The following is a 21182-nucleotide window of genomic DNA, read 5'->3' on the forward strand; positions in this document are numbered from 1 at the left end:
AGTTAATAGTTTACAAAAGTAAATTACAAATGTAAAACACCTTGTTTACAAATGTAAATAACTAAAGTGTTACATTTGTAAACGAAATAAACACCTATGGATAATACACTTTTAAATACTTTATATGATACGTATAAAGAACCCAAAATTTTTGGTCGCTATATTACCTTAAAAGACCTTACTCCATTAATGGATAAACTGTCTGATGTTTTTACAATTGATTGTATTGGTCAATCTGTGTTGAGTAAAAACATTTATTCTATAACTTTAGGTAAAGGACCAAAAAAAATCTTGATGTGGTCTCAAATGCATGGTAACGAGTCTACAACTACAAAAGCTTGTTTTGATCTTTTAAACACCCTTTATGATGGTCAATTAATATCTGTTTTAGATAAATGCACTATTAAAATCATCCCAATGCTTAATCCAGATGGATCTGAAGCTTATACTAGACTAAATGCTAATCAAGTTGATTTAAATCGTGATGCACAAGCTTTAACTCAGCCAGAAAGTCAAGTATTACAAGACTGTTATACTGCTTTTAAACCTGACTTTTGCCTTAATTTACATGGTCAGCGTACTTTATTTAGTGCTGGACAAACCAATAATATAGCTACATTATCTTTTTTATCGCCAGCTGCTGATGTTGATCGTAGCTTAACATTAGCAAGGAAACAAGCAATGGAGATTATTAATGCTATAAACCAAACGCTTCAATTAGACTTACCTGACCAAATAGGACGTTATGACGATGGTTTTAATATAAATTGTGTTGGTGATACGTTTCAAAACTTAAACACACCTACTGTCTTATTTGAAGCTGGGCATTATAAAGGTGATTATGAAAGGGAAGAGGTAAGACGTTTTGTATATAAATCTTTGGTAGTTACATTAAATTATATTGCAAATCATGACGTTACAGGCGATAATTATCAAGATTATTTTAAAATTCCAGAAAACGGAAAGCTTTTTTACGATATAATAATCAAAAATGCACAGTTTGATAATGGTGTTTTTGACATTGGAATTAACTATCAAGAACGTTTAGTTGATAAACAACTGAAATTTATTCCAAAAATTATTGCTATTGAGGATTTATCAGATTTTCATGCTCATAAAGTGCTGATTGCTAATAATGGTAAGGTTTTTACTTCAAATAATGAAGTTGTGTCAATTAACTACGAAAACGATTTCGTATTCATAAACAATGTGAAATTATCATTAAATCTTTAAAATTCTTGTTTTTTAATATAGATAATTCATTAAAAATGTTTTAATTTTGCTTATTATTTAACAAAAACACAAAATGGCAAAGTTTAAATTGGATGAAATTGATCATCAAATTCTTGATATGTTAATCGAAAACACAAGAGTACCTTTTACTGATATCGCAAAAAAATTATTGATTTCTGCTGGTACAGTTCATGTTAGAGTAAAGAAAATGGAAGATGCAGGAATAATCAAAGGGTCATCATTGACTTTAGATTATAAAAAACTTGGGTATTCTTTTATTGCTTATGTTGGTGTTTTTCTTCAAAACACATCTAAAACATCATTTGTTTTAGAGCGTATTAGTGAGATACCTTATGTAACTGTTGCACATGTAACAACCGGTAAATTTAATATCTTTTGTAAGATTAGAGCAAGAAATACAGAGCATGCAAAGGACGTAATCTTTATGTTGGATGACATTGAAGGTGTGTACAGAACAGAAACTATGATTTCTTTAGACGAAAGCATAAACGACAAAAAACGTTTAATGCATAGTATTTTTAACGATTTATAAGTCGTTTTAATTTATTATAATCTAAAAACGCTTCATTTTTGAAGCGTTTTTTGTTTAAATTACTTAAAAATTCAATTTATGACAATTTTAGATTTAAAAAGTGATGAGTATATTCTTTATTTTAAGGGTTATATAGATTTAGCTGTTGATGTAGAATTAATTCCAGGTTTGATTTCGGGTTTAAATACTAATTTAGACTTTTATAAGTCTATTGAAGACTCTAAGCTTGATTATCGATACGCTAAAGGTAAGTGGTCTATTAAGGAGATTATAAGTCATCTTATAGATACAGAGCGTATTTTTTGTTATCGTGCATTACGTTTTGCTAGACAAGACAAAACAGCATTATTGGGTTTTAATGAAAATGATTATGTAGATGTATCAAATGCATCTAACCGTTCTTTAGATAGTTTGTTAAAGGAGTATGAGAGTGTGAGGCAAGCAACATTAACGTTGTTTAAAAGTTTTGATAATCAAACTTTAAAAAGTAAAGGAATTGCTGGAGCAGGAGAGGTGTCTGTAAGAGCTTTAGGTTTTTTAATTATTGGTCATGAAATACACCATAATAACGTTATAAGAAGACTTTATTTGTAATTATTCTTCTTCATTATCTAGTGTTTTATTGTCTAAATCTGTGATAATATATCCATTATCATTGGTTTGAAAGATTTCTGTGTTGTCAAAATTTATCATTGTATAGTGAAGTTTACTGCTAACTTTGACAAGGTAAATAGTGTCTTCTGTTTTAACTTCTACAGCTTCTATAGTCTCATTTCTGTGATTATCAAAGGTTATGATATCATTATCACCATAACCATCAGGAAATTTTGAGGATAAAAGATTCAGTACTTCTGGAGTCAATTTTTTGTAATCTACAATAATTTTTCGCATACCAATATAGTTTTATTTAACTGATTGGAGAGTCTTGCAATTTTTGCAATTACTTAAAATTACGATTTTTTATAATACAAAAGTGTTAATTGCTGTAAAACTTAAATGATTTGATTATCAAATCATTAGCTGTAGTTTGATTAATTTTTGGGTCACCTATGCTGTTTAGTAATACAAAGTTAATATTGCCTTTTATATTTTTCTTATCAAACTTCATTAATTCTATAATAGGAAGGTAGTCTGCTTCGGGAATATCAATTTTACCATAAACCTTTATGGTGTTTTCTTTTATGAGCTGCATTTTATCTTCCGGAAAATCTAATAATTTATTAGATAAATAAGTTTCTAAAATCATACCAATAGCTATAGCCTCACCATGTAATAAAGCCTTAGATTTATGGTTTAAATAAAACGACTCAATTGCATGTCCTAGTGTGTGTCCAAAATTAAGAGATTTTCTTAAATTTTGTTCGGTTGGATCTTGTTCAACAATGTCTTTTTTTATTAAAATCGAATCGTAAATTAACTGATCTAAATCTTCAAGTGTTAGATTAGATAAAATCGACAACTTATTATAGTACAATTCGTTGTGAATTAATCCGTGTTTTAGCATTTCTGCCAATCCAGATCTCATTTCTCGGCTTGATAATGTAGATAAATAATTTGTGTCAACCAATACCATGTTTGGTGTTTTAATAATCCCAATTTGGTTTTTAATAGCTCCTAAATCAACCCCGTTTTTACCTCCAATTGATGCGTCAACCATGGACAGAAGAGTAGTAGGTATATTTATAAATTTAATACCTCTTTGGTAAGTGCACGCGACAAAACCACCTAAATCAGTGACCACTCCACCTCCTAAATTTAGCATTAAAGATTTTCGGTCTGCACCTAATTCAGATAAGGTTTGCCAAACACCTAAGCAAGTTTCGATGGTTTTGTGTTGTTCTCCTGCTTCAATCTCGATAACTTCTATAGTTAATTCTGTATTTAATTGTGCTAAAAGTTTAGGTAAGCAAAGATCAGACGTATTACTATCTACTAGTATAAATATGTTTGAAAATGTGTTATTTTGAATGTAATTGCTTAAAGCTGAATAGCAATCGGAGTTAAACTGAATACTGTAGTCTTGAGTTGTAATTGGCGTCATGAAAAACTTAAAAACGTTAAGCTGTAAAATTAATAGTTTTTTTAAAAACTATTGGTAATACATAGTATATTTGTTTCGTCTTAAAAAATATAAATATGATAAAGGACTCTTTTTTTGAAAATACAGAAGTGGCTTTTAAGTTAAAAAGTGATTCAGAGTTAGAACGCGCTTACTTTTTATTTAAAATGATTTCTAATCAACCACTGGTTAGAATTGGTACAGCTGCTACTAATTTTGCTTTAAAAGCACATTTACCAGTAGAAGGTTTGATACGTGCTACTGTATTTGATCATTTTTGTGGAGGTGTTAATGAGGATGATTGTATTAGTGTTATAGACAAAATGTATACAGCAGGTGTTTGTTCTGTTCTAGATTATTCAGTTGAAGGAAAAGCAGTTGAAAATCAATTTGATTCTGCTAAAGAAAAAATCATAAAACTAGTTCATTTTTGTGATGAAAAAGAAGCAATGCCAATAGTTGTGTTTAAGCCAACTGGTTTAGGGCGTTTTTATTTGTTTCAGAAAAAAGGGGAAGGAAAACCTTTTACTAACGAAGAAGCTGCAGAATGGAGTAGGATTGTAGAGCGTTATCATGCTATATGTAAGTTAGCCAAGGCTAAAGATGTTGAAGTTTTAATTGATGGTGAAGAAAGCTGGATGCAAGAAGCTGCAGATGAGTTAGCTGAGGACATGATGAAAGTTTATAATACAGGCAAACCAATTGTTTATAATACACTTCAAACTTACAGGCATGATAGGCTTGAATATTTAAAAGCTTCGCATGAAAGAGCCAAGCAAGGTGGGTATACTTTGGGTTATAAAATAGTACGAGGTGCTTACATGGAAAAAGAACGTGAGCGTGCGCTTGAAAAAGCGTATGATTCACCAATATGTAAAGATAAAATTACAACCGACAAAAATTTTAACGATTGCTTGCAGTATATCATGGAAAGCTTAAGTGATATTTCAATTTTTGTTGGAACGCATAACGAAGAAAGCACTTATTTAGCCATGAAGATAATGGATGATTTAGGAATAGATAAAAAAGATAATCGTGTGTGGTTTGGGCAGTTATACGGAATGAGTGATCATATTAGTTTTAATTTGGCAGATCAAGGCTATAATGTTGCAAAATACTTACCATTTGGACCTGTAAAAGACGTAATGCCATATTTAATTAGACGTGCAGAAGAAAACACATCTGTTGCAGGACAAACTGGTCGTGAGTTAACTTTGTTAAAAGCAGAGCGTAAACGAAGAAAGAGTAAATAGGAATATTTACTCTTAATTTTTGATTTGTTTTCGGATTTTATTAATCTAATTGTTTAATGGATTGCATTGTTGCAATACTGTCACAATTTTGAACTAATAATTCAAATTGTTTTTTGTCTTTTGTAGTACCAGAAATATAGTAAATTCCACAAGGTTCTTGTCTTGGTTGGCTTTTAGAAAAGTCAACATCTCCTTCTTTTAATAAATAGCTAATAGCTGCTGTATCAATAGTTCTTGTTGCAATGGTGGTTTTGCTGGCTTCAGAAAATTGAAGTGTTTTAGTTCTTATGCTTTTTAATACACGACCTTCTGGACCGTAATTATACTCGCAAGAAACACCTCTTCCGTTTAAAAAAAAAGCTAATAATACTAATCCTATTGCAAAACCTCCTAAATAATAACCAATACGTTGTAATATTTTCATTTTAAATTTTTTCGAATTGCAAATTTAAAATATTAAAAGGTTAATATCACTATGTTTTAAGTCAAACCATTCTCCGACTGCACGATTTGTTAAAATTCCGTGATAAAAATATAGTCCGTTTTTTAAACCTTTGTCAAATCTAATAGCGTGCTCAAGTCCACCGTTATCTGCTATTTCTAATAAATATGGTGTAAAAATATTACTTATAGAAGCAGAAGCAGTTCTAGAATATCTTGCAGGAATATTTGGTACGCAATAATGTATAACTCCGTTTTTTCTAAAAGTAGGATTGTTGTGAGATGTGACTTCACTAGTTTCAAAACATCCACCCATATCAATACTAACATCAATAATCACGGATCCTTTTTTCATGGTTTCAACCATTGTTTCGGATACAATAATAGGAGCTCTGTCTTTACCTCTAACAGCACCAATAACCACATCACAGCGTTTTAAAGCTTTGCCTAAATATTTAGGTTGTAATGTTGATGTGTAAATTGTACGACCTAAATTAGCTTGTAAACAACGTAATTTTGTAATAGAATTATCAAAAACCTTAATGTTGGCACCAAGTCCAATAGCACTTCTTGCGGCAAACTCTCCAACAGTACCTGCACCAAGTATTACTACTTCTATTGGAGGTACACCGCTTATATTACCAAACATTAATCCGTTACCATTGCTAGAATTACTCAATAATTCAGATGCAATTAATACAGATGCAGTTCCTGCAATTTCGCTTAATGCTCTAACTGCTGGATAAGCACCATCTTCATCACGAATAAATTCAAAAGCTAAAGCGGTAATACGTTTTGATGCTAATTTTTCAAAATATTTTTTTGATTGTGTTTTAAGTTGTAATGCAGATATTAAAGTAGTTTGTGGATTTATTAAGTCTAATTCTTCAAGAGTAGGAGGTTCTACTTTTAAAATCATAGGGCAAGAATAAACTTTTGCTGTGTCTTTTGTGACTTCAGCTCCAGCTTCACTATAATCCTTATCGCTAAAATTTGCACCTTTACCAGCTTCAGATTCTATTAGTACACGATGACCATTGCTTACAATTGCAGATACAGCATCAGGTGTAAGGCAAACACGTTTTTCTTGAAAAGCTGTTTCTTTGGGAATTCCTATAAAAAGACTGCTTTTGTGCTTAAAAATCTCTAAAGTTTCTTCTTGAGGGATTAATTCTGCTTTAGAAAATGGAGACAGTGGTTTGGACATAATTTAGTTAAGTTTAAAACAACAAATTACAAAATTATTGTAACTTATTGTACTAAAAATAAAGTCTTATTTTTTCCCACAGGTTGGTTGGCTTTCTTAATAAATCTTCTTCTTGTTGTTGTAATGTTTGGTTTGATTTGTTTTTGGATGTTTTTACTTTAAATTTTATAGCTGTATTTAGTAGGTTGTTTAGCATGTTTAGGGTTGTGATCTAAAAAAAACATTTGGTAATCATTTATAAGCTATAAGCTAGTTAAAAATATTGTCTAATTTTTCCCCAAAGTGTTTTTGGTTTTATGGTTAGTTCATCTTCTAAATCTTGAAGTGATTTGTTTACTGTGTTTATTTTATTAAATATCCTTGCTCTAACTAAGTAGATAGATGGTATAACTATAGCCATCATAATCACTAGGTACAGAAATTGGTTTGTATCTACGTATTTTAAATCCTCGTTTATTACAGTTGCAAATTGAAAAAAATACATGATTATAGGTATCAATAATGCATGGTACCACCAATGACGACAGGTGAAAAACCAGATTATTAATAAATATAACGGAACAAATTTTCCAATAATAGTCCATATTCCTACTTGTGCACTTAAGTAGTATTTACTATCGTAATTAAACAAAAAAGTATTCCAAATTTTTACGTCTGGAACACTTTCATAGTAGTAGAAGATATATGGAGTTATAGCTATAAATGTAGCTATAATACTGCCTATTATAAAAGATTTATTATCCGTGTGTTGGGATTTTGATTCTATTTCTGTCAATTTCTGTTGTCTGTTGTTCATTTAAATCAATAAGATTTGACGCTTGTGCAGAGAATATTACTCCACCAAAAATAGCAATCGCTATTAGATACTTTTTAGTTCTCATTTTGCTAGGGATTAAATTAGTTTACATCTCGAATGTAGATAAAAAGTCAATTCAAAAACTTGAAAAATGTTAAAAGTATGTTAAAAAATGACTTTTTTGAATTTTTTACTGTGGTTAAAACCGCAATTGATTAAAAAAACACTCTTGATTGAAAGAAAAAAATGCTGATTTTAGCTAAAATTCTCTATAGTAAGATTGCGTGTAGAGTTTTCTGACAGTTTTATGCGGATAATACTGTAGTTGTCTTGAATTAAAGGTTTTAATAGTTCTGGCCATTCTACTAATACATAATTATTACTGTACAAGTAAGTGTCAATACCAAAATCGTATAACTCTGTTTCGTCTTCTATTCTATAAAGATCAAAATGATAAATAGTATCATTTTGACCTTTGTATTCATTTACTAAAGAAAAGGTAGGACTGCTAACATTGTCAATACTTCCTAAAAGTTTAACTAAAGTTTTAATAAGTGTAGTTTTGCCTACACCCATTTCTCCTTCAAATAATATTGTTTTGGAAGTAGTAGTTTCTAAAATTTGTTTAGCAATAGCCTCTACGTCCTCTAAGTTATAATTTAGTTCCACTTTTTTTAAGCAAAAATAGTTTATTTAGGATTTAATACAACAAATGGTATTATCATTTCTTCTAAAGACACTCCTCCATGTTGGTAGGTGTTGCGATAATAGCTAACATAGTGGTTGTAATTATTTGGGTAAGCAAAAAATAAATCGTTTTTAGCAAATATAAACGAACTATTCATGTTGATAGAAGGAAGATGTATTGATTTTGGGTCTTTAGCAGCTAAAACGTCTTTGTTTTCGTAGCTTAAACTACGTCCAGTTTTGTAGCGTAAATTTAAACTTGTATCTCTGTCTCCAATAACTTTAGATGGGTTTTTAACATTAATAGTACCATGGTCTGTGGTGATAATTAATTTGAAACCTAATTGTTGAGCCTGTTGTATCATTTCTAGTAAAGGAGAGTTTTTAAACCAGCTTTGCGTTAAACTTCTATACGCTTTGTCGTTTGACGCTAATTCTTTAACCACGTCCATTTCTGTTTTGCTATGTGATAACATATCTACAAAATTATATACCACTACAGTTAGATCGTTGTCTTTAAGACCTCTGAAGTTATCTGCTAATTTTTTTCCTGCAGTTAAATTTGTGATTTTGTAATATTCATGTTTAAGTTTTGTTAATCCTAAACGTTTCATTTGTGCGTTTAAAAAATCAGCTTCATGAAGGTTTTTTCCACCTTCATCAGTATCATTTTTCCAATACTCAGGATGTAAGCTCTCCATGTCTCGTGGCATTAATCCTGAGAATATGGCATTTCTAGCATATTGTGTTGCTGTTGGTAGGATGCTGTAAAAAGCTTCTTCTTTAGTTTTTTTGTAATGATTATTTACATAAGGTTCAAAAGCTTTCCATTGGTCATAACGTAAATTGTCTACAACAACTAATAATGTAGGTTGCTCTTTGCTTAATTCTGGAGCAATTTTTTCTCTAAACAATGTATGTGATAGAGTAGGAGCATCTGTGTTTGGCTCAAACCAAGACGGATAATTTTTATCTATAAATTTTCCGAATTGTGTATTGGCTTCGTTTTTTTGAGATTCTAAAATTTCAAACATACTAGGGTCTTCAATGTCTTCTAGCTGAATTTCCCAATAAATTAACTTTTTATATAAATCTGCCCATTCTTCATAACTATTTACCATAGCCATGTCCATTGCTATTTTTCGGAATTCTTGTTGGTAATTAGAAGTCGTTTTTTCAGACACTAATCTAGAATGGTCTAAATTCTTTTTAAGACTTAAAAGTATTTGGTTTGGGTTTACGGGTTTTATAAGGTAATCGGCTATTTTATTACCTATAGCTTCTTCCATAATGTATTCTTCTTCACTTTTAGTAATCATTACTACTGGAAGTGTATCTTGCTTTTCTTTAATTTCATGTAGCGTTTCCAAGCCTGTTAATCCAGGCATGTTTTCGTCTAAAAAAACAATATCAAATTTTTTGTCATCCAGAATTTCTATAGCTTCTGTACCACTATTACAAGTTGTGACATTATAGTTTTTTTTCTCTAAAAACAGGATATGAGGTTTTAGTAAATCTATTTCGTCGTCAACCCAAAGAATATTTATATTGTTCATGTATATTTGTGTATATTAATTAAATAAAGGCTTAAGCTTGAAACCAAGTAACAAACTTAAAATATTAAACGACCCAATTTACGGATTTATTACTATTCCAAATTCTATAATTTTTGATTTAATTGAACATCCATTTTTTCAAAGACTTAGAAGAATCTCACAAATGGGATTGTCATATCTAGTATATCCAGGAGCGCATCATACTAGATTTCATCATGCAATTGGTTGTATGCATTTAATGCAAAAGGCAATTCAAGTGCTTAGATTTAAAGGAGTTAAGATTTCTGAAGAAGAAGAAAAAGCACTATGTATAGCCATTTTGTTACATGATATTGGTCATGGTCCTTTTAGCCATGCAATGGAGCATAGTATTGTTAGTGGTGTTTCTCATGAAGAGATTTCATTGTTATTTATGCAAGAATTAAATGCTGAATTTAACGACGATTTAACACTAGCCATCCAAATCTTTAAAGGAAAGTACCATCGTAAATTTATGTTACAACTTATATCAAGTCAAATTGATATGGATCGTGCAGATTATTTAAAACGTGATAGTTTTTACACAGGAGTATCTGAAGGCAATATAAATAGTGAGCGTCTAATTACTATGTTACATGTAAAAGATGACCATTTAGTTATTGAAGATAAAGGTATTTATAGTATTGAAAAATTTTTGGTAGCTAGACGTTTAATGTATTGGCAAGTGTATTTACATAAAACAAGTTTAGTAGCAGAGCAATTGTTAATACGAGTATTAAAAAGAGCTAAAGAGTTAGTTAAAAACGGAGTAAAATTACAAGCAAGTAAACCATTGTTATTCTTTTTAGAAAATGAAATTACTTTAAATGAATTTAACTCAGATTGTCTTGAAACCTTTGCTAAACTAGATGATTATGATATTGTTTCAGCAATGAAAAACTGGCAATATCACGATGATTTTGTACTAAAAAATCTTTGTGATATGATTATTAATAGACATTTATTAAAGGTTAAAATAAAAAAGAAACCAATTAAGCAAGATGTGTTAGATAATCATAAAAAAACTTTGCAACAAAAACATAGTATTTCCGATCATGAAGCTAATTATTTTGTGTTTACTGGACAAATAAGTAATCAAGCTTATACTAGAAAAAAACAAAATATAAATATTTTGTACAAAAACGGTAAAGTAGAGGATATAGTTAAGGCTTCAGACCAACTAAATTTAAAAGCACTATCAAAAACAGTGACTAAATATTATATATGTTATCCAAAAGACAAACTTTAGTACATTTTTTCTATTTTTGCTAACAATGAAATTTACAGCAGAACAAATCGCTGGTATTTTAGATGGTGTCGTAGAAGGCAATCCTCAGGTAGAGGTATCTAAATTATCAAAAATAGAAGAAGGAGTAGAAGGTGCTTTAACCTTTTTAGCGAACCCTAAATACACGCCCTATATATATACCACAAAAGCAACAATAGCTATTGTTGGTAAAGACTTTATACCAGAACAAGATATAACTTGTACGCTAATTAAAGTAGAAGATGCATATAAGTCATTTTCAAAATTATTAGAATACTATAATCAAGTTAAGCTAAATAAGTTTGGTATAGAGCAACCAACATCAATATCAGATTCGGCTAAAATCGGAAAGGATATTTACATTGGTGCATTTACCGTAGTTGGAGATAATGTAACAATAGGTGATAATGTTAAGATTTTTCCTAATAGTTATATTGGTGACAATGTAACTATACAAGATAACACAGTCGTGTTTTCTGGAGCAAAAATCTATTCAGACTGTATTATTGGTAAAAATTGTGTTATAAACTCTGGAGCTATAATAGGAGCTGATGGATTTGGTTTTGCGCCAAATGAAAACGGAGAATATAGCAAGGTGCCACAAATAGGTAATGTTATATTGGAAGACTTTGTAGACATTGGTGCAGCTACTACTATTGACAGAGCAACATTAGGATCTACAATTATAAGAAAAGGTGTAAAATTGGATAATCAAATTCAGATAGCACACAATGTAGAGATTGGTAAAAATACTGTTATTGCTGCCCAAACAGGCATAGCGGGTTCTACCAAAATTGGTGAAAATTGTCAAATTGGAGGACAAGTAGGCATTGTAGGGCATATTGTTATTGGTAATAATGTAAAAATACAAGCACAATCAGGTATAGGACGTAATGTTAAAGATAACGAGGTGCTTCAAGGGTCACCAGCTTTATCTTATGGAGATTACAATAAATCCTATGTATATTTTAAAAACTTACCAAAATTGGTAAAAACCATAAACGAATTAGAAAAAAAAGGAAATGGGAATAGTTAGTACTGACATAAAGCAAAAAACAATTCAAAAGGAAATATCCTTGACAGGAGTTGGCTTACACACAGGAAAAGAGGTAACATTAACTTTCAAACCAGCTTCAGAAAACACAGGATTTGCTTTTAAACGCATTGATTTAGAGGGTACTCCAGTAATTGAAGCAGATGCAAACTATGTAACTAGCACACAACGTGGTACTTGTTTAGAAAAAAACGGTGTTACTATTCAGACCTGTGAGCACGTATTAGCAGCATTGATTGGTTTAGATATTGACAATGCTATCTTAGAATTAGACAACTCTGAGCCACCAATTATGGATGGTTCATCAAAGTTTTTTGTAGAAGCTATTGAAAAAGCAGGTATCCAAGAACAAGAAGCATTCAGAGAAGTTTATGAGGTTACTGATGTTATATCTTACACTGACGAAGAGTCTGGAAGCGAGATTTTAGTCATGCCTTCTAAAGAGTATCAAGTAACAACAATGGTTGACTTTGGTACAAAAGTTTTAGGAACTCAAAATGCAACTTTAAATAAAATATCTAACTTCAAAAAAGATATATCAGACTCAAGGACTTTTAGTTTCTTACATGAATTAGAAGCATTACTAGAGCATGGTTTAATTAAAGGAGGCGATTTAAATAATGCTATAGTATATGTAGATAAAGAATTATCCGATTCTACTATGGAAAAACTTAAAGAAGCTTTTAATAAAGAAGCTATAGCAGTTAAGCCTAATGGGATTTTAGACAACCTTACTTTGCATTATCCTAATGAAGCTGCTAGACATAAATTATTAGATGTTATAGGTGATTTAGCTTTAATCGGAACACGTATTAGAGGTAAAGTAATAGCTAATAAACCAGGACATTTTGTAAACACACAGTTTGCAAAAAAAATGTCTAAACTCATTAAAAACGAAAGACGTAATAACGTACCAAATATTGATTTAAACCAAACTCCAGTTATGGATGTAAATCAAATTATGGATATGTTACCACATAGACAACCTTTTTTATTACTTGATAAAGTTTTTGAATTATCTGAAAACAAAGTTATAGGAATGAAAAATGTGACCATGAATGAAGAGTTCTTCAAAGGTCACTTTCCAGGAGCTCCAGTAATGCCAGGAGTTTTAATTGTGGAAGCTATGGCACAAACAGGAGGTATTTTAGTACTTAGTACTGTTCCTGATCCAGAAAATTATTTGACATTTTTCATGAAAATGGATAAAGTTAAATTTAAGCAAAAAGTAGTGCCAGGAGATACATTAATCTTCAAATGCTCGTTAATAACACCTATAAGACGTGGTATTTGCCATATGCAAGGTTACGCTTATACTAATGGTAAATTATGTGCAGAAGCCGAATTAATGGCACAAATAACTAAAGTAAAATAATACAATAAAAATGAACCAACCTTTAGCATACGTACATCCAGGTGCGAAAATTGCCAAAAATGTGGTTATAGAACCATTTACGACTATTAGCAATAATGTAATTATTGGAGAAGGCACATGGATAGGTAGTAATGTCACTATAATGGAAGGCGCAAGAATAGGAAAAAATTGTAATATTTTTCCAGGTTCAGTGATTTCTGCTGTACCACAAGACCTTAAATATAACGATGAAGACACATTAACTATAATAGGTGATAATGTGACCATTAGAGAATGTGTAACTATAAACAGAGGGACAACAGACCGAATGAAAACGGTTGTTGGTGACAATTGTTTAATCATGGCTTACTGCCACATTGCTCATGACTGTATTGTAGGTAACAACTGTATATTTTCTAATAATAGTACATTAGCAGGACACATTAATATCGGAGATTATGTTGTACTTGCAGGTATGACTGCTGTACACCAATTTTGTTCAGTAGGTAGTCATGCTTTTGTAACAGGAGGATCTTTAGTACGTAAAGATGTACCACCTTTTGTAAAAGCAGGTAGAGAACCATTATCTTATGTCGGTATTAATTCTGTTGGATTAAGACGTAGAGGGTATTCCACAGAAAAAATTAGAGAAATTCAAGATATATTTAGAATATTATATCAAAAAAACTATAATAATACACAAGCAGCAGCTATTATTGAAGCAGAAATGGAAGCGACAACTGAGCGTGACGAGATACTTCAGTTTATCAAAAACTCTCATAGAGGTATTATGAAAGGTTATTTTAAATCAAATTAAAAATTAAAACAAAATTATAAAATGGTTACAACATCAGATATTAGAAACGGATTATGCTTAAGATATAATAATGATATCTATAAAATAATTGAATTTTTACATGTAAAACCAGGTAAAGGTCCAGCTTTTGTTAGAACAAAATTAAAAAGTGTAACTAACGGAAAAGTTATTGATAACACATTTTCAGCAGGTCACAAATTAGAAGATGTTAGAGTAGAAACTCATAAATTTCAATATTTATATAATGATGGTGAATTTTATCATTTTATGAATGAAGCAGATTATACTCAAATTAGATTATTAGAAGCAGCTTTAGATCGTCCAGAATTAATGAAAGAAGGAGAAGTTGTAACAGTAATTATTAATACAGAAGATAATAGTCCTTTATCAGTAGAATTACCTGCTAGTGTTGTTTTAGAAATTACAGCTACTGAGCCAGGTGTTAAGGGGAATACTGCAACTAATGCTACAAAACCAGCAACAGTTGAAACAGGAGCTATTGTTAATGTGCCTTTATTTATAAATGAAGGAGATAAAATTAAAGTAGAAACTGTAAAAGGAACTTACAAAGAACGTGTTAAAGAATAGTTAGTTAACACATGAAGTTTCCTAAACCATATACATTAAAAGCAATTGCGTCACTTATTGATAGCACCTTTGTTGGAGACGAAAATTTTCAGGTTTTAGGCATGAATGAAATTCATGTTGTCGAACCAGGAGATATCGTATTTGTTGATCATCCTAAATATTACGATAAAGCTTTAAATAGTAAAGCTACAATTGTTTTAATTAATAAAAAGGTTGATTGTCCAGAAGGTAAAGCATTATTAATTAGTGATGATCCGTTTAGAGATTTTAACAAATTAACCTCTCATTTTAAGCCTTTTCAAAGTGCTAATTCAGCTATTTCAGCTTCAGCTAAGATTGGTGAAAATACTATAATTCAACCCAATTGTTTTATTGGTCATAATGTTGTTATTGGCGACAACTGTGTCATACATTCCAATGTAAGTATATATGATGATACAGTAATTGGTAATAATGTAACTATACACGCTGGTACAATTTTAGGTGCAAGCGCCTTTTATTACAAAAATAGACCAGAAGGATTTGATCAACTTAAATCTGGAGGTAGAGTTGTAATAAAAGATAATGTTGATGTTGGAGCCCTTTGTACTATTGATAAAGGGGTTACAGGAGATACTATTATAGGAGAAGGCTCTAAACTAGATAACCAAATTCAAGTTGGTCACGACACTGTAATTGGTAAAAAATGCTTAATTGCATCACAAACAGGGATTGCAGGATGTTGTATCATAGAGGATGAAGTGACACTTTGGGGACAAGTTGGTACTACCAGCGGAATTACAATTGGTAAAAAAGCTAATGTTTTAGGTCAAACAGGTGTTACAAAATCTATCGAAGGTGGTAAATCTTATTTTGGTACTCCAATTGAAGAATCACGAGTAAAATTAAAAGAATTGGCTTACATTAAGCGAATTCCAGAAATTATCAAACATTTAAAAAATAAATAGATGTCAGCAAGAGCGGTTGTTAAAGCCTTTTATAATTTAGATTTAGCAAAATCAGAAGATGCTATAAATATGTTTGACAAAGATTGTCAATTACATTGGAATAGTAGTAAAGGCTATATAGCTTTAGATCATGATGGTATTAAAGCCAAATTACAAGATATAAGGCAGTCATTTGTAACGTTTACATATAAATTAAGCCATTTATTAAAAGAAAACGATACAATTACTGCAAGATATACTGCTTATGCAGCAACAATTGAAAGACCAGATGAAATCGAACCAATAGCACATTTTATTTCCATTTGGGAAGTCAAAAACGGTCTATTATACAAAGGATACGAAATTAGTCAGTTGTTTGACGAGAATCCTCAAAGCTTATCATCATTTTAATAAATTAAATATTAAATTCGTTTTCAATTAGCAGACAAAAACTTACTTTTGTAAAGTAAATAACAATTCAACATAAAACTTCTTAATCAATACAAAACATGAGCGTTTTAGTAAACAAAGATTCAAAAATAATAGTTCAAGGATTTACAGGTAGTGAAGGTACTTTTCACGCTGGTCAAATGATTGAATACGGAACAAATGTAGTAGGTGGTGTTACACCAGGTAAAGGTGGACAAACACACTTAGACAGGCCAGTTTTTAATACAGTTCAAGAAGCTGTTGATAAAGTAGGTGCAGATACAACAATCATTTTTGTGCCACCAGCTTTTGCTGCAGATGCAATTATGGAAGCTGCCAACGCTGGAATTAAAGTAATTATTACTATTACAGAAGGTATTCCTGTTGCAGATATGATTAAAGCTGCAGATTATATTAAAGATAAAGATTGTCGTTTAGTTGGTCCTAACTGTCCAGGAGTTATTACTCCAGGTGAAGCTAAAGTTGGTATCATGCCAGGTTTTGTTTTCAAAAAAGGTAAAGTAGGTGTTGTATCTAAATCAGGTACTTTAACTTATGAAACTGCAGACCAAGTTGTAAAACAAGGTTTAGGTATCACAACTGCAATTGGTATTGGAGGAGATCCAATTATTGGTACAACTACTAAAGAAGCTGTTGAGTTATTAATTAACGATCCAGAAACTGAATGTGTTGTTATGATTGGTGAGATTGGTGGTCAATTAGAAGCTGATGCTGCTAAATGGTATAAAGAGTCTGGTAGTAAAAAACCAATCGTAGGATTTATAGCAGGTGAAACTGCTCCAGCAGGTCGTACAATGGGTCACGCAGGTGCAATTGTAGGTGGATCTGATGATACAGCTCAAGCTAAAAAAGCGATTATGAAAGAATGTGGTATCCACGTTGTAGATTCTCCAGCTGAAATTGGTAAAAAAGTAGCAGAAGTATTAGGATAAGAAATCTGTTGATTTTCTGTTAAAATACTCAAAATATAATACCCTTTAAAGTTCGTTAGCTTAATTTAGCTAACGAACTTTTTTTATTAATATAATCAATCAAAAAATGAAACACTTAAAATTAGTCTTAGCTATTGCTATAATTACTTTAGTTGCTAGTTGCAAAAAAGGTAATACAGCGTCTTCGGTAGCTAAGTCAGAAACCCAAAATGACGCTAATGGATTTAGTTATCAAACCGTTGCAAATGACCCAACAGGATTACGTTTATACACTTTAGATAATGGATTAAAAGTCTATTTAAGTAAAAACACAGACGAACCTAAAATACAAACATACATTGCAGTAAGAGCAGGTTCTAACTACGATCCTAAACAATCTACAGGATTAGCTCACTATTTAGAACACATGGTTTTTAAAGGAACAGATAAAATTGGTACTGTTAACTGGGAAACTGAAAAAAAATATCTAGATACTATTTCTAATTTATATGAAAAACATAGAGCAGAAAAAAATCCAGATAATAAATTAGCTATTTATAAAGAAATTGACCGTGTATCATTAGCAGCTTCAAATTTTTCTGTAGCTAACGAGTATGATAAAATGTCAAGTTCTCTTGGTGCCACTGGTACAAACGCTTACACATGGTTTGAGCAAACAGTTTATACAAATAAAATTCCTGCAAACGAGCTTGATAAATTTTTAAAGCTTGAAAGTGAACGTTTTGGACAAGTCGTGTTACGTTTATTTCATACTGAGTTAGAAGCTGTTTTTGAAGAGTTTAATAGAGGCCAAGATAGTGATGGACGTAAACGTTATGCAGCAATGCTTAAAGGTTTATTTCCTAATCATCCATATGGTCAACAAACAACTATTGGTACTGCCGAGCATTTGAAAAACCCATCGATGGTTGATATTCATAATTATTTTGATAAATATTACGTCCCAAATAACATGGCTGTAGTATTGGTTGGAGATTTAGATTTTGATGCTACAATAAGTAAAGTAAATGAAAGCTTTGGTAAATTAGAGAAAAAGGAAGTTAAACATCCAGAATTACCTAAAGAAGAAATGATAACAAGTGTAGTAGAAAACGAAGTTTTTGGACCAACATCAGAAAGTATTTCTATTGCATATCGTACTGGAGGTGTAAAAACAGAGGATGAAAAACTGGTAACTTTAGCAGATATGATTTTAGCTAACGGAAATGCTGGTTTAATGGATTTAAACTTAAATCAAAAGCAATTAGTGCAATATGCAGGATCGTCGCCTACATTTTTAAATGACTATGGTTATCATGTTTTAAGTGGAGCACCAAAAGAAGGTCAGTCTTTAGATGAACTTAAAGAATTACTTTTAGAGCAAATTGAAAAGCTAAAAAAAGGAGAGTTTGAAGATTGGATGATTGATGCTGTAATTAATGACTTAAAAAAATCTCAACTTAAACAATACGAAAGCAGTACAGCTGTTGCAGATGCGTATGTAAATGCGTTTATCCATAACGAAAACTGGGAAGATAAAGTTAAATTTTTAGATGATCTTAAAAAGATAACTAAGCAAGAATTAGTTGATTTTGCTAATTCATTTTATAAAGACAATTACGTTGTAACTTATAAACGTAAAGGTATTGATGAAAATATTGTAAAGGTTCAAAACCCAGGAATAACTCCAGTAAATTTAAATAGAGGATCTAATTCTGAATTTATAGAAGAGTTTAATAACATTCAATCTGAAGCTCTTAAGCCTGTTTATGTGGATTATGCTTCAGCTATAAAAGAAACTAAAACTGATAGCGGAATTAAAGTATCTTACATTGAAAATGAAACAAATGATTTGTTTGATATGAATATCATTTTTGACATGGGAAGTGATAATGATAAAAAATTAGACTTAGCTGTTGGCTATTTAGAGTATTTAGGAACAGAAAAATATTCTAATGAGCAACTTAAAAAAGAGTTTTATAAGTTAGGAGTAGATTATTACGTTAATACTGGTAACGAAAAAACATACATTGGTTTAAGTGGTTTAAAAGAAAATCTTCCAAAAGGATTAGAATTACTAGAACATTTATTAGATAATGCTGTTGCAGATCAAGAAGCTTATGATAAATATGTACAATCTATAGCTAAAGGAAGACAAAATACTAAGACTAATAAAGGGAGTATTTTAAGACGTGGTTTACTTAACTATGCCAAATATGGCGAAAATTCTAGTTTCCGTAATATAATTTCGGTATCAGAGTTAAATAAAATTAATCCTGAAGAATTGGTTGCTTTAGCAAAGGATTTAAAAAATTACAAGCAACGTATGTTTTACTATGGTAAAGATATAGACAATGCTGTATCTGCCTTAAATGCATCACATAAAGTTAATGTACAATTAAAGGATTATCCTGAAGCTATGACTTTTGAAGAAAAAGAAACAGGTGGAAATGTGTATTTTGTAGATTTTGATATGGTACAATCAGAAATGATGTTTTTAGCTAAAGGAGAGCCTTTTAAAGCTGAAAATATGGCTGCTTCAACATTATTCAATACTTATTTTGGTGGTGGACTATCTTCCATTGTATTTCAGGAAATTAGAGAATCTAAATCATTAGCATATTCTGCTTGGTCAAGCTACAGTACAGCTAGAGAAAAAGATGATGCTAATTACATGATGGCTTACATTGGTACTCAGGCTAATAAAATGCCAGAAGCTGTTGATGCTATGATGGGATTAATGAATGATATGCCAGAATCTGAAGCACAATTTAATGCTGCTAAAGAGTCTACGCTTAAAAAAATAGCTGCACAGCGTATTAATAAATCAAGTATTTTCTGGAATTATGAAAGACTTCAAAAATTAGGAATCTCTGAAGATAACAGAGAGGCTATGTATAATGCTATTAAAGATATGACTTTAGCAGACTTACGCGAGTTTTTTAATAAAAACATAAAAGGTGAAGATTACAACGTCATGGTAATTGGTAATAAAAAAGACGTTGATTTAAAAGCTTTAAATAAATTAGGAAAAGTTCAAGAAATGGATATTGACCATTTATTTAATTACGAAAAATCTGAAGACGTAAAAATGTAACTTTAATAGTCTATTGACTAAAAAGAATTAGAATACAAAACCTCATAATTACTATAAATTATGAGGTTTTTTTATACATAACAAATTGTAATTACTATATTTGAAATAGTAAACTAACAATGTGTTTTCGTGTAAACAAAAACAAATCAAATATTATTTTAATGAAACTTTTAGAAGGAAAAACAGCAATAATTACAGGTGCTTCAAGAGGTATTGGTAAAGGTATTGCTCAAGTATTTGCTCAGCAAGGTGCTAATGTTGCATTTACATACAGCTCATCTGTAGACGCAGCAAATGAGTTAGAAAAAGAATTAATAGCTTTAGGTGTTAAAGCAAAAGGATATAAAAGTAATGCTGCTAGTTTTGACGAAGCTCAAACTTTAGCTCAGGATGTACTTACAGAATTTGGTAGTATTGATGTATTAATAAACAATGCAGGAATTACTAAAGATAATTTGTTAATGCGTATTAGTGAAGAGGACTTTGATAAAGTAATCGAAGTTAACCTTAAGTCTGTATTCAACATGACAAAAGCTGTACAACGCACAATGCTAAAACAACGTAAAGGGTCTATTATTAACATGAGTTCTGTAGTTGGTGTTAAGGGTAATGCTGGACAAACTAATTATGCTGCATCAAAAGCTGGTATCATTGGTTTTTCTAAGTCTGTTGCTTTAGAGTTAGGTTCAAGAAATATTAGAAGTAACGTGATTGCTCCAGGTTTTATTGAAACAGAAATGACAGCAAAATTAGATGAAAACACAGTTAAAGAATGGCGTAATGCAATTCCTTTAAAACGTGGTGGTACACCAGAAGACATCGCAAATGTATGTGTGTTTTTAGCATCAGACATGTCTGCTTATGTTACTGGTCAGACGTTAAATGTTGATGGAGGAATGTTAACGTAATTTATTT

At 30.8% G+C, this 21182-nt stretch carries 22 protein-coding genes; 14 read left to right on the plus strand and 8 right to left on the minus strand.

Annotated elements, in window-relative coordinates; genetic code table 11:
* Positions 1 to 96 precede the first annotated feature (96 nt).
* The 3 genes from ITB9_RS02100 (at position 97) to ITB9_RS02110 (ending at position 2380) form a co-directional block, all read left to right on the plus strand.
* Positions 97 to 1233, plus strand: coding sequence for a M14 family zinc carboxypeptidase (locus tag ITB9_RS02100; protein ID WP_054850937.1), 1137 nt, complete (start codon positions 97 to 99; stop codon positions 1231 to 1233).
* A 73-nt stretch (positions 1234 to 1306) separates the two neighbouring features.
* The gene (locus ITB9_RS02105) at positions 1307 to 1786 is read left to right on the plus strand and encodes an Lrp/AsnC family transcriptional regulator (RefSeq protein WP_028289815.1); all 480 of its coding nucleotides are present in this window, start codon (positions 1307 to 1309) and stop codon (positions 1784 to 1786) included.
* A 78-nt stretch (positions 1787 to 1864) separates the two neighbouring features.
* On the plus strand, positions 1865 to 2380 hold the full coding sequence (locus ITB9_RS02110; RefSeq protein ID WP_054850938.1) for a DinB family protein: 516 nt from the start codon (positions 1865 to 1867) through the stop codon (positions 2378 to 2380).
* Here ITB9_RS02110 and ITB9_RS02115 read toward each other — a convergent pair whose 3' ends face one another.
* Positions 2381 to 2677 carry a hypothetical protein gene (locus ITB9_RS02115; RefSeq protein WP_054850939.1) on the minus strand — a complete coding sequence of 99 codons (297 nt, stop codon included), beginning with the start codon at positions 2675 to 2677 and terminating at the stop codon, positions 2381 to 2383.
* An 85-nt stretch (positions 2678 to 2762) separates the two neighbouring features.
* A complete protein-coding gene (gene aroB / locus ITB9_RS02120) occupies positions 2763 to 3827 on the minus strand; it encodes a 3-dehydroquinate synthase (RefSeq protein WP_054850940.1) in 1065 nt (354 codons plus the stop codon).
* Between the two features lie 95 nt (positions 3828 to 3922).
* Here aroB and ITB9_RS02125 point away from each other — a divergent pair, with 95 nt between their 5' ends.
* Positions 3923 to 5098, plus strand: coding sequence for a proline dehydrogenase family protein (locus ITB9_RS02125; protein ID WP_054850941.1), 1176 nt, complete (start codon positions 3923 to 3925; stop codon positions 5096 to 5098).
* Between the two features lie 40 nt (positions 5099 to 5138).
* On the opposite strand, the gene ITB9_RS02130 is transcribed toward ITB9_RS02125, so the two are convergent.
* The 6 genes from ITB9_RS02130 to ITB9_RS02150 form a co-directional block, all read right to left on the minus strand.
* Positions 5139 to 5522, minus strand: coding sequence for a DUF4258 domain-containing protein (locus ITB9_RS02130; protein WP_028289810.1), 384 nt, complete (start codon positions 5520 to 5522; stop codon positions 5139 to 5141).
* A 24-nt stretch (positions 5523 to 5546) separates the two neighbouring features.
* Entirely contained in the window at positions 5547 to 6746 is a 1200-nt protein-coding gene (locus tag ITB9_RS02135) for an alanine dehydrogenase (RefSeq protein WP_028607446.1), read from the minus strand.
* A gap of 253 nt (positions 6747 to 6999) precedes the next feature.
* Positions 7000 to 7521: a hypothetical protein gene (locus ITB9_RS02140; RefSeq protein ID WP_261975536.1), complete on the minus strand. Its 522-nt coding sequence runs from the start codon at positions 7519 to 7521 to the stop codon at positions 7000 to 7002.
* Positions 7484 to 7627: a hypothetical protein gene (locus ITB9_RS15530; protein WP_187294243.1), complete on the minus strand. Its 144-nt coding sequence runs from the start codon at positions 7625 to 7627 to the stop codon at positions 7484 to 7486. Before ITB9_RS15530 ends, ITB9_RS02140 begins: the two co-directional genes overlap by 38 nt.
* Positions 7628 to 7797: 170 nt before the next feature.
* Positions 7798 to 8211, minus strand: coding sequence for a tRNA (adenosine(37)-N6)-threonylcarbamoyltransferase complex ATPase subunit type 1 TsaE (gene tsaE, locus ITB9_RS02145; protein ID WP_028607444.1), 414 nt, complete (start codon positions 8209 to 8211; stop codon positions 7798 to 7800).
* A gap of 20 nt (positions 8212 to 8231) precedes the next feature.
* Complete coding sequence (locus tag ITB9_RS02150; protein ID WP_054850943.1) at positions 8232 to 9785, minus strand: response regulator; 1554 nt, start codon at positions 9783 to 9785, stop codon at positions 8232 to 8234.
* Between the two features lie 37 nt (positions 9786 to 9822).
* On the opposite strand from ITB9_RS02150, the gene ITB9_RS02155 reads away from it, so the two are divergent.
* The 10 genes from ITB9_RS02155 (at position 9823) to fabG (ending at position 21175) form a co-directional block, all read left to right on the plus strand.
* Positions 9823 to 11052, plus strand: coding sequence for an HD domain-containing protein (locus ITB9_RS02155; protein WP_054850944.1), 1230 nt, complete (start codon positions 9823 to 9825; stop codon positions 11050 to 11052).
* Positions 11053 to 11077: 25 nt separating this feature from the next.
* Positions 11078 to 12106 (plus strand): UDP-3-O-(3-hydroxymyristoyl)glucosamine N-acyltransferase, encoded by a 1029-nt coding sequence (lpxD, locus tag ITB9_RS02160; protein WP_054850945.1) that lies wholly within the window; start codon positions 11078 to 11080, stop codon positions 12104 to 12106.
* Positions 12093 to 13499 carry a bifunctional UDP-3-O-[3-hydroxymyristoyl] N-acetylglucosamine deacetylase/3-hydroxyacyl-ACP dehydratase gene (locus ITB9_RS02165; protein ID WP_028607440.1) on the plus strand — a complete coding sequence of 469 codons (1407 nt, stop codon included), beginning with the start codon at positions 12093 to 12095 and terminating at the stop codon, positions 13497 to 13499. The genes lpxD and ITB9_RS02165 overlap by 14 nt, the downstream gene beginning before the upstream one ends.
* 10 nt (positions 13500 to 13509) lie before the next feature.
* Complete coding sequence (gene lpxA / locus ITB9_RS02170) at positions 13510 to 14295, plus strand: acyl-ACP--UDP-N-acetylglucosamine O-acyltransferase (RefSeq protein ID WP_028289802.1); 786 nt, start codon at positions 13510 to 13512, stop codon at positions 14293 to 14295.
* 21 nt (positions 14296 to 14316) lie between these two features.
* A complete protein-coding gene (gene efp, locus ITB9_RS02175) occupies positions 14317 to 14883 on the plus strand; it encodes an elongation factor P (protein WP_028289801.1) in 567 nt (188 codons plus the stop codon).
* Positions 14884 to 14894: 11 nt separating this feature from the next.
* Positions 14895 to 15830 (plus strand): UDP-3-O-(3-hydroxymyristoyl)glucosamine N-acyltransferase, encoded by a 936-nt coding sequence (locus tag ITB9_RS02180; protein WP_054850946.1) that lies wholly within the window; start codon positions 14895 to 14897, stop codon positions 15828 to 15830.
* A complete protein-coding gene (locus tag ITB9_RS02185) occupies positions 15831 to 16220 on the plus strand; it encodes a nuclear transport factor 2 family protein (protein ID WP_028289799.1) in 390 nt (129 codons plus the stop codon).
* A 98-nt stretch (positions 16221 to 16318) separates the two neighbouring features.
* Complete coding sequence (gene sucD, locus ITB9_RS02190) at positions 16319 to 17191, plus strand: succinate--CoA ligase subunit alpha (protein ID WP_028607438.1); 873 nt, start codon at positions 16319 to 16321, stop codon at positions 17189 to 17191.
* A 106-nt stretch (positions 17192 to 17297) separates the two neighbouring features.
* A complete protein-coding gene (locus tag ITB9_RS02195; RefSeq protein WP_054850947.1) occupies positions 17298 to 20267 on the plus strand; it encodes a pitrilysin family protein in 2970 nt (989 codons plus the stop codon).
* Between the two features lie 161 nt (positions 20268 to 20428).
* Complete coding sequence (fabG, locus tag ITB9_RS02200) at positions 20429 to 21175, plus strand: 3-oxoacyl-[acyl-carrier-protein] reductase (protein WP_028289796.1); 747 nt, start codon at positions 20429 to 20431, stop codon at positions 21173 to 21175.
* The last annotated feature ends 7 nt before the right edge of the window (positions 21176 to 21182 follow it).

The organism is Olleya sp. ITB9, assembly GCF_001315805.1.
Classification (GTDB): Bacteria; Bacteroidota; Bacteroidia; order Flavobacteriales; family Flavobacteriaceae; genus Olleya; species Olleya sediminilitoris.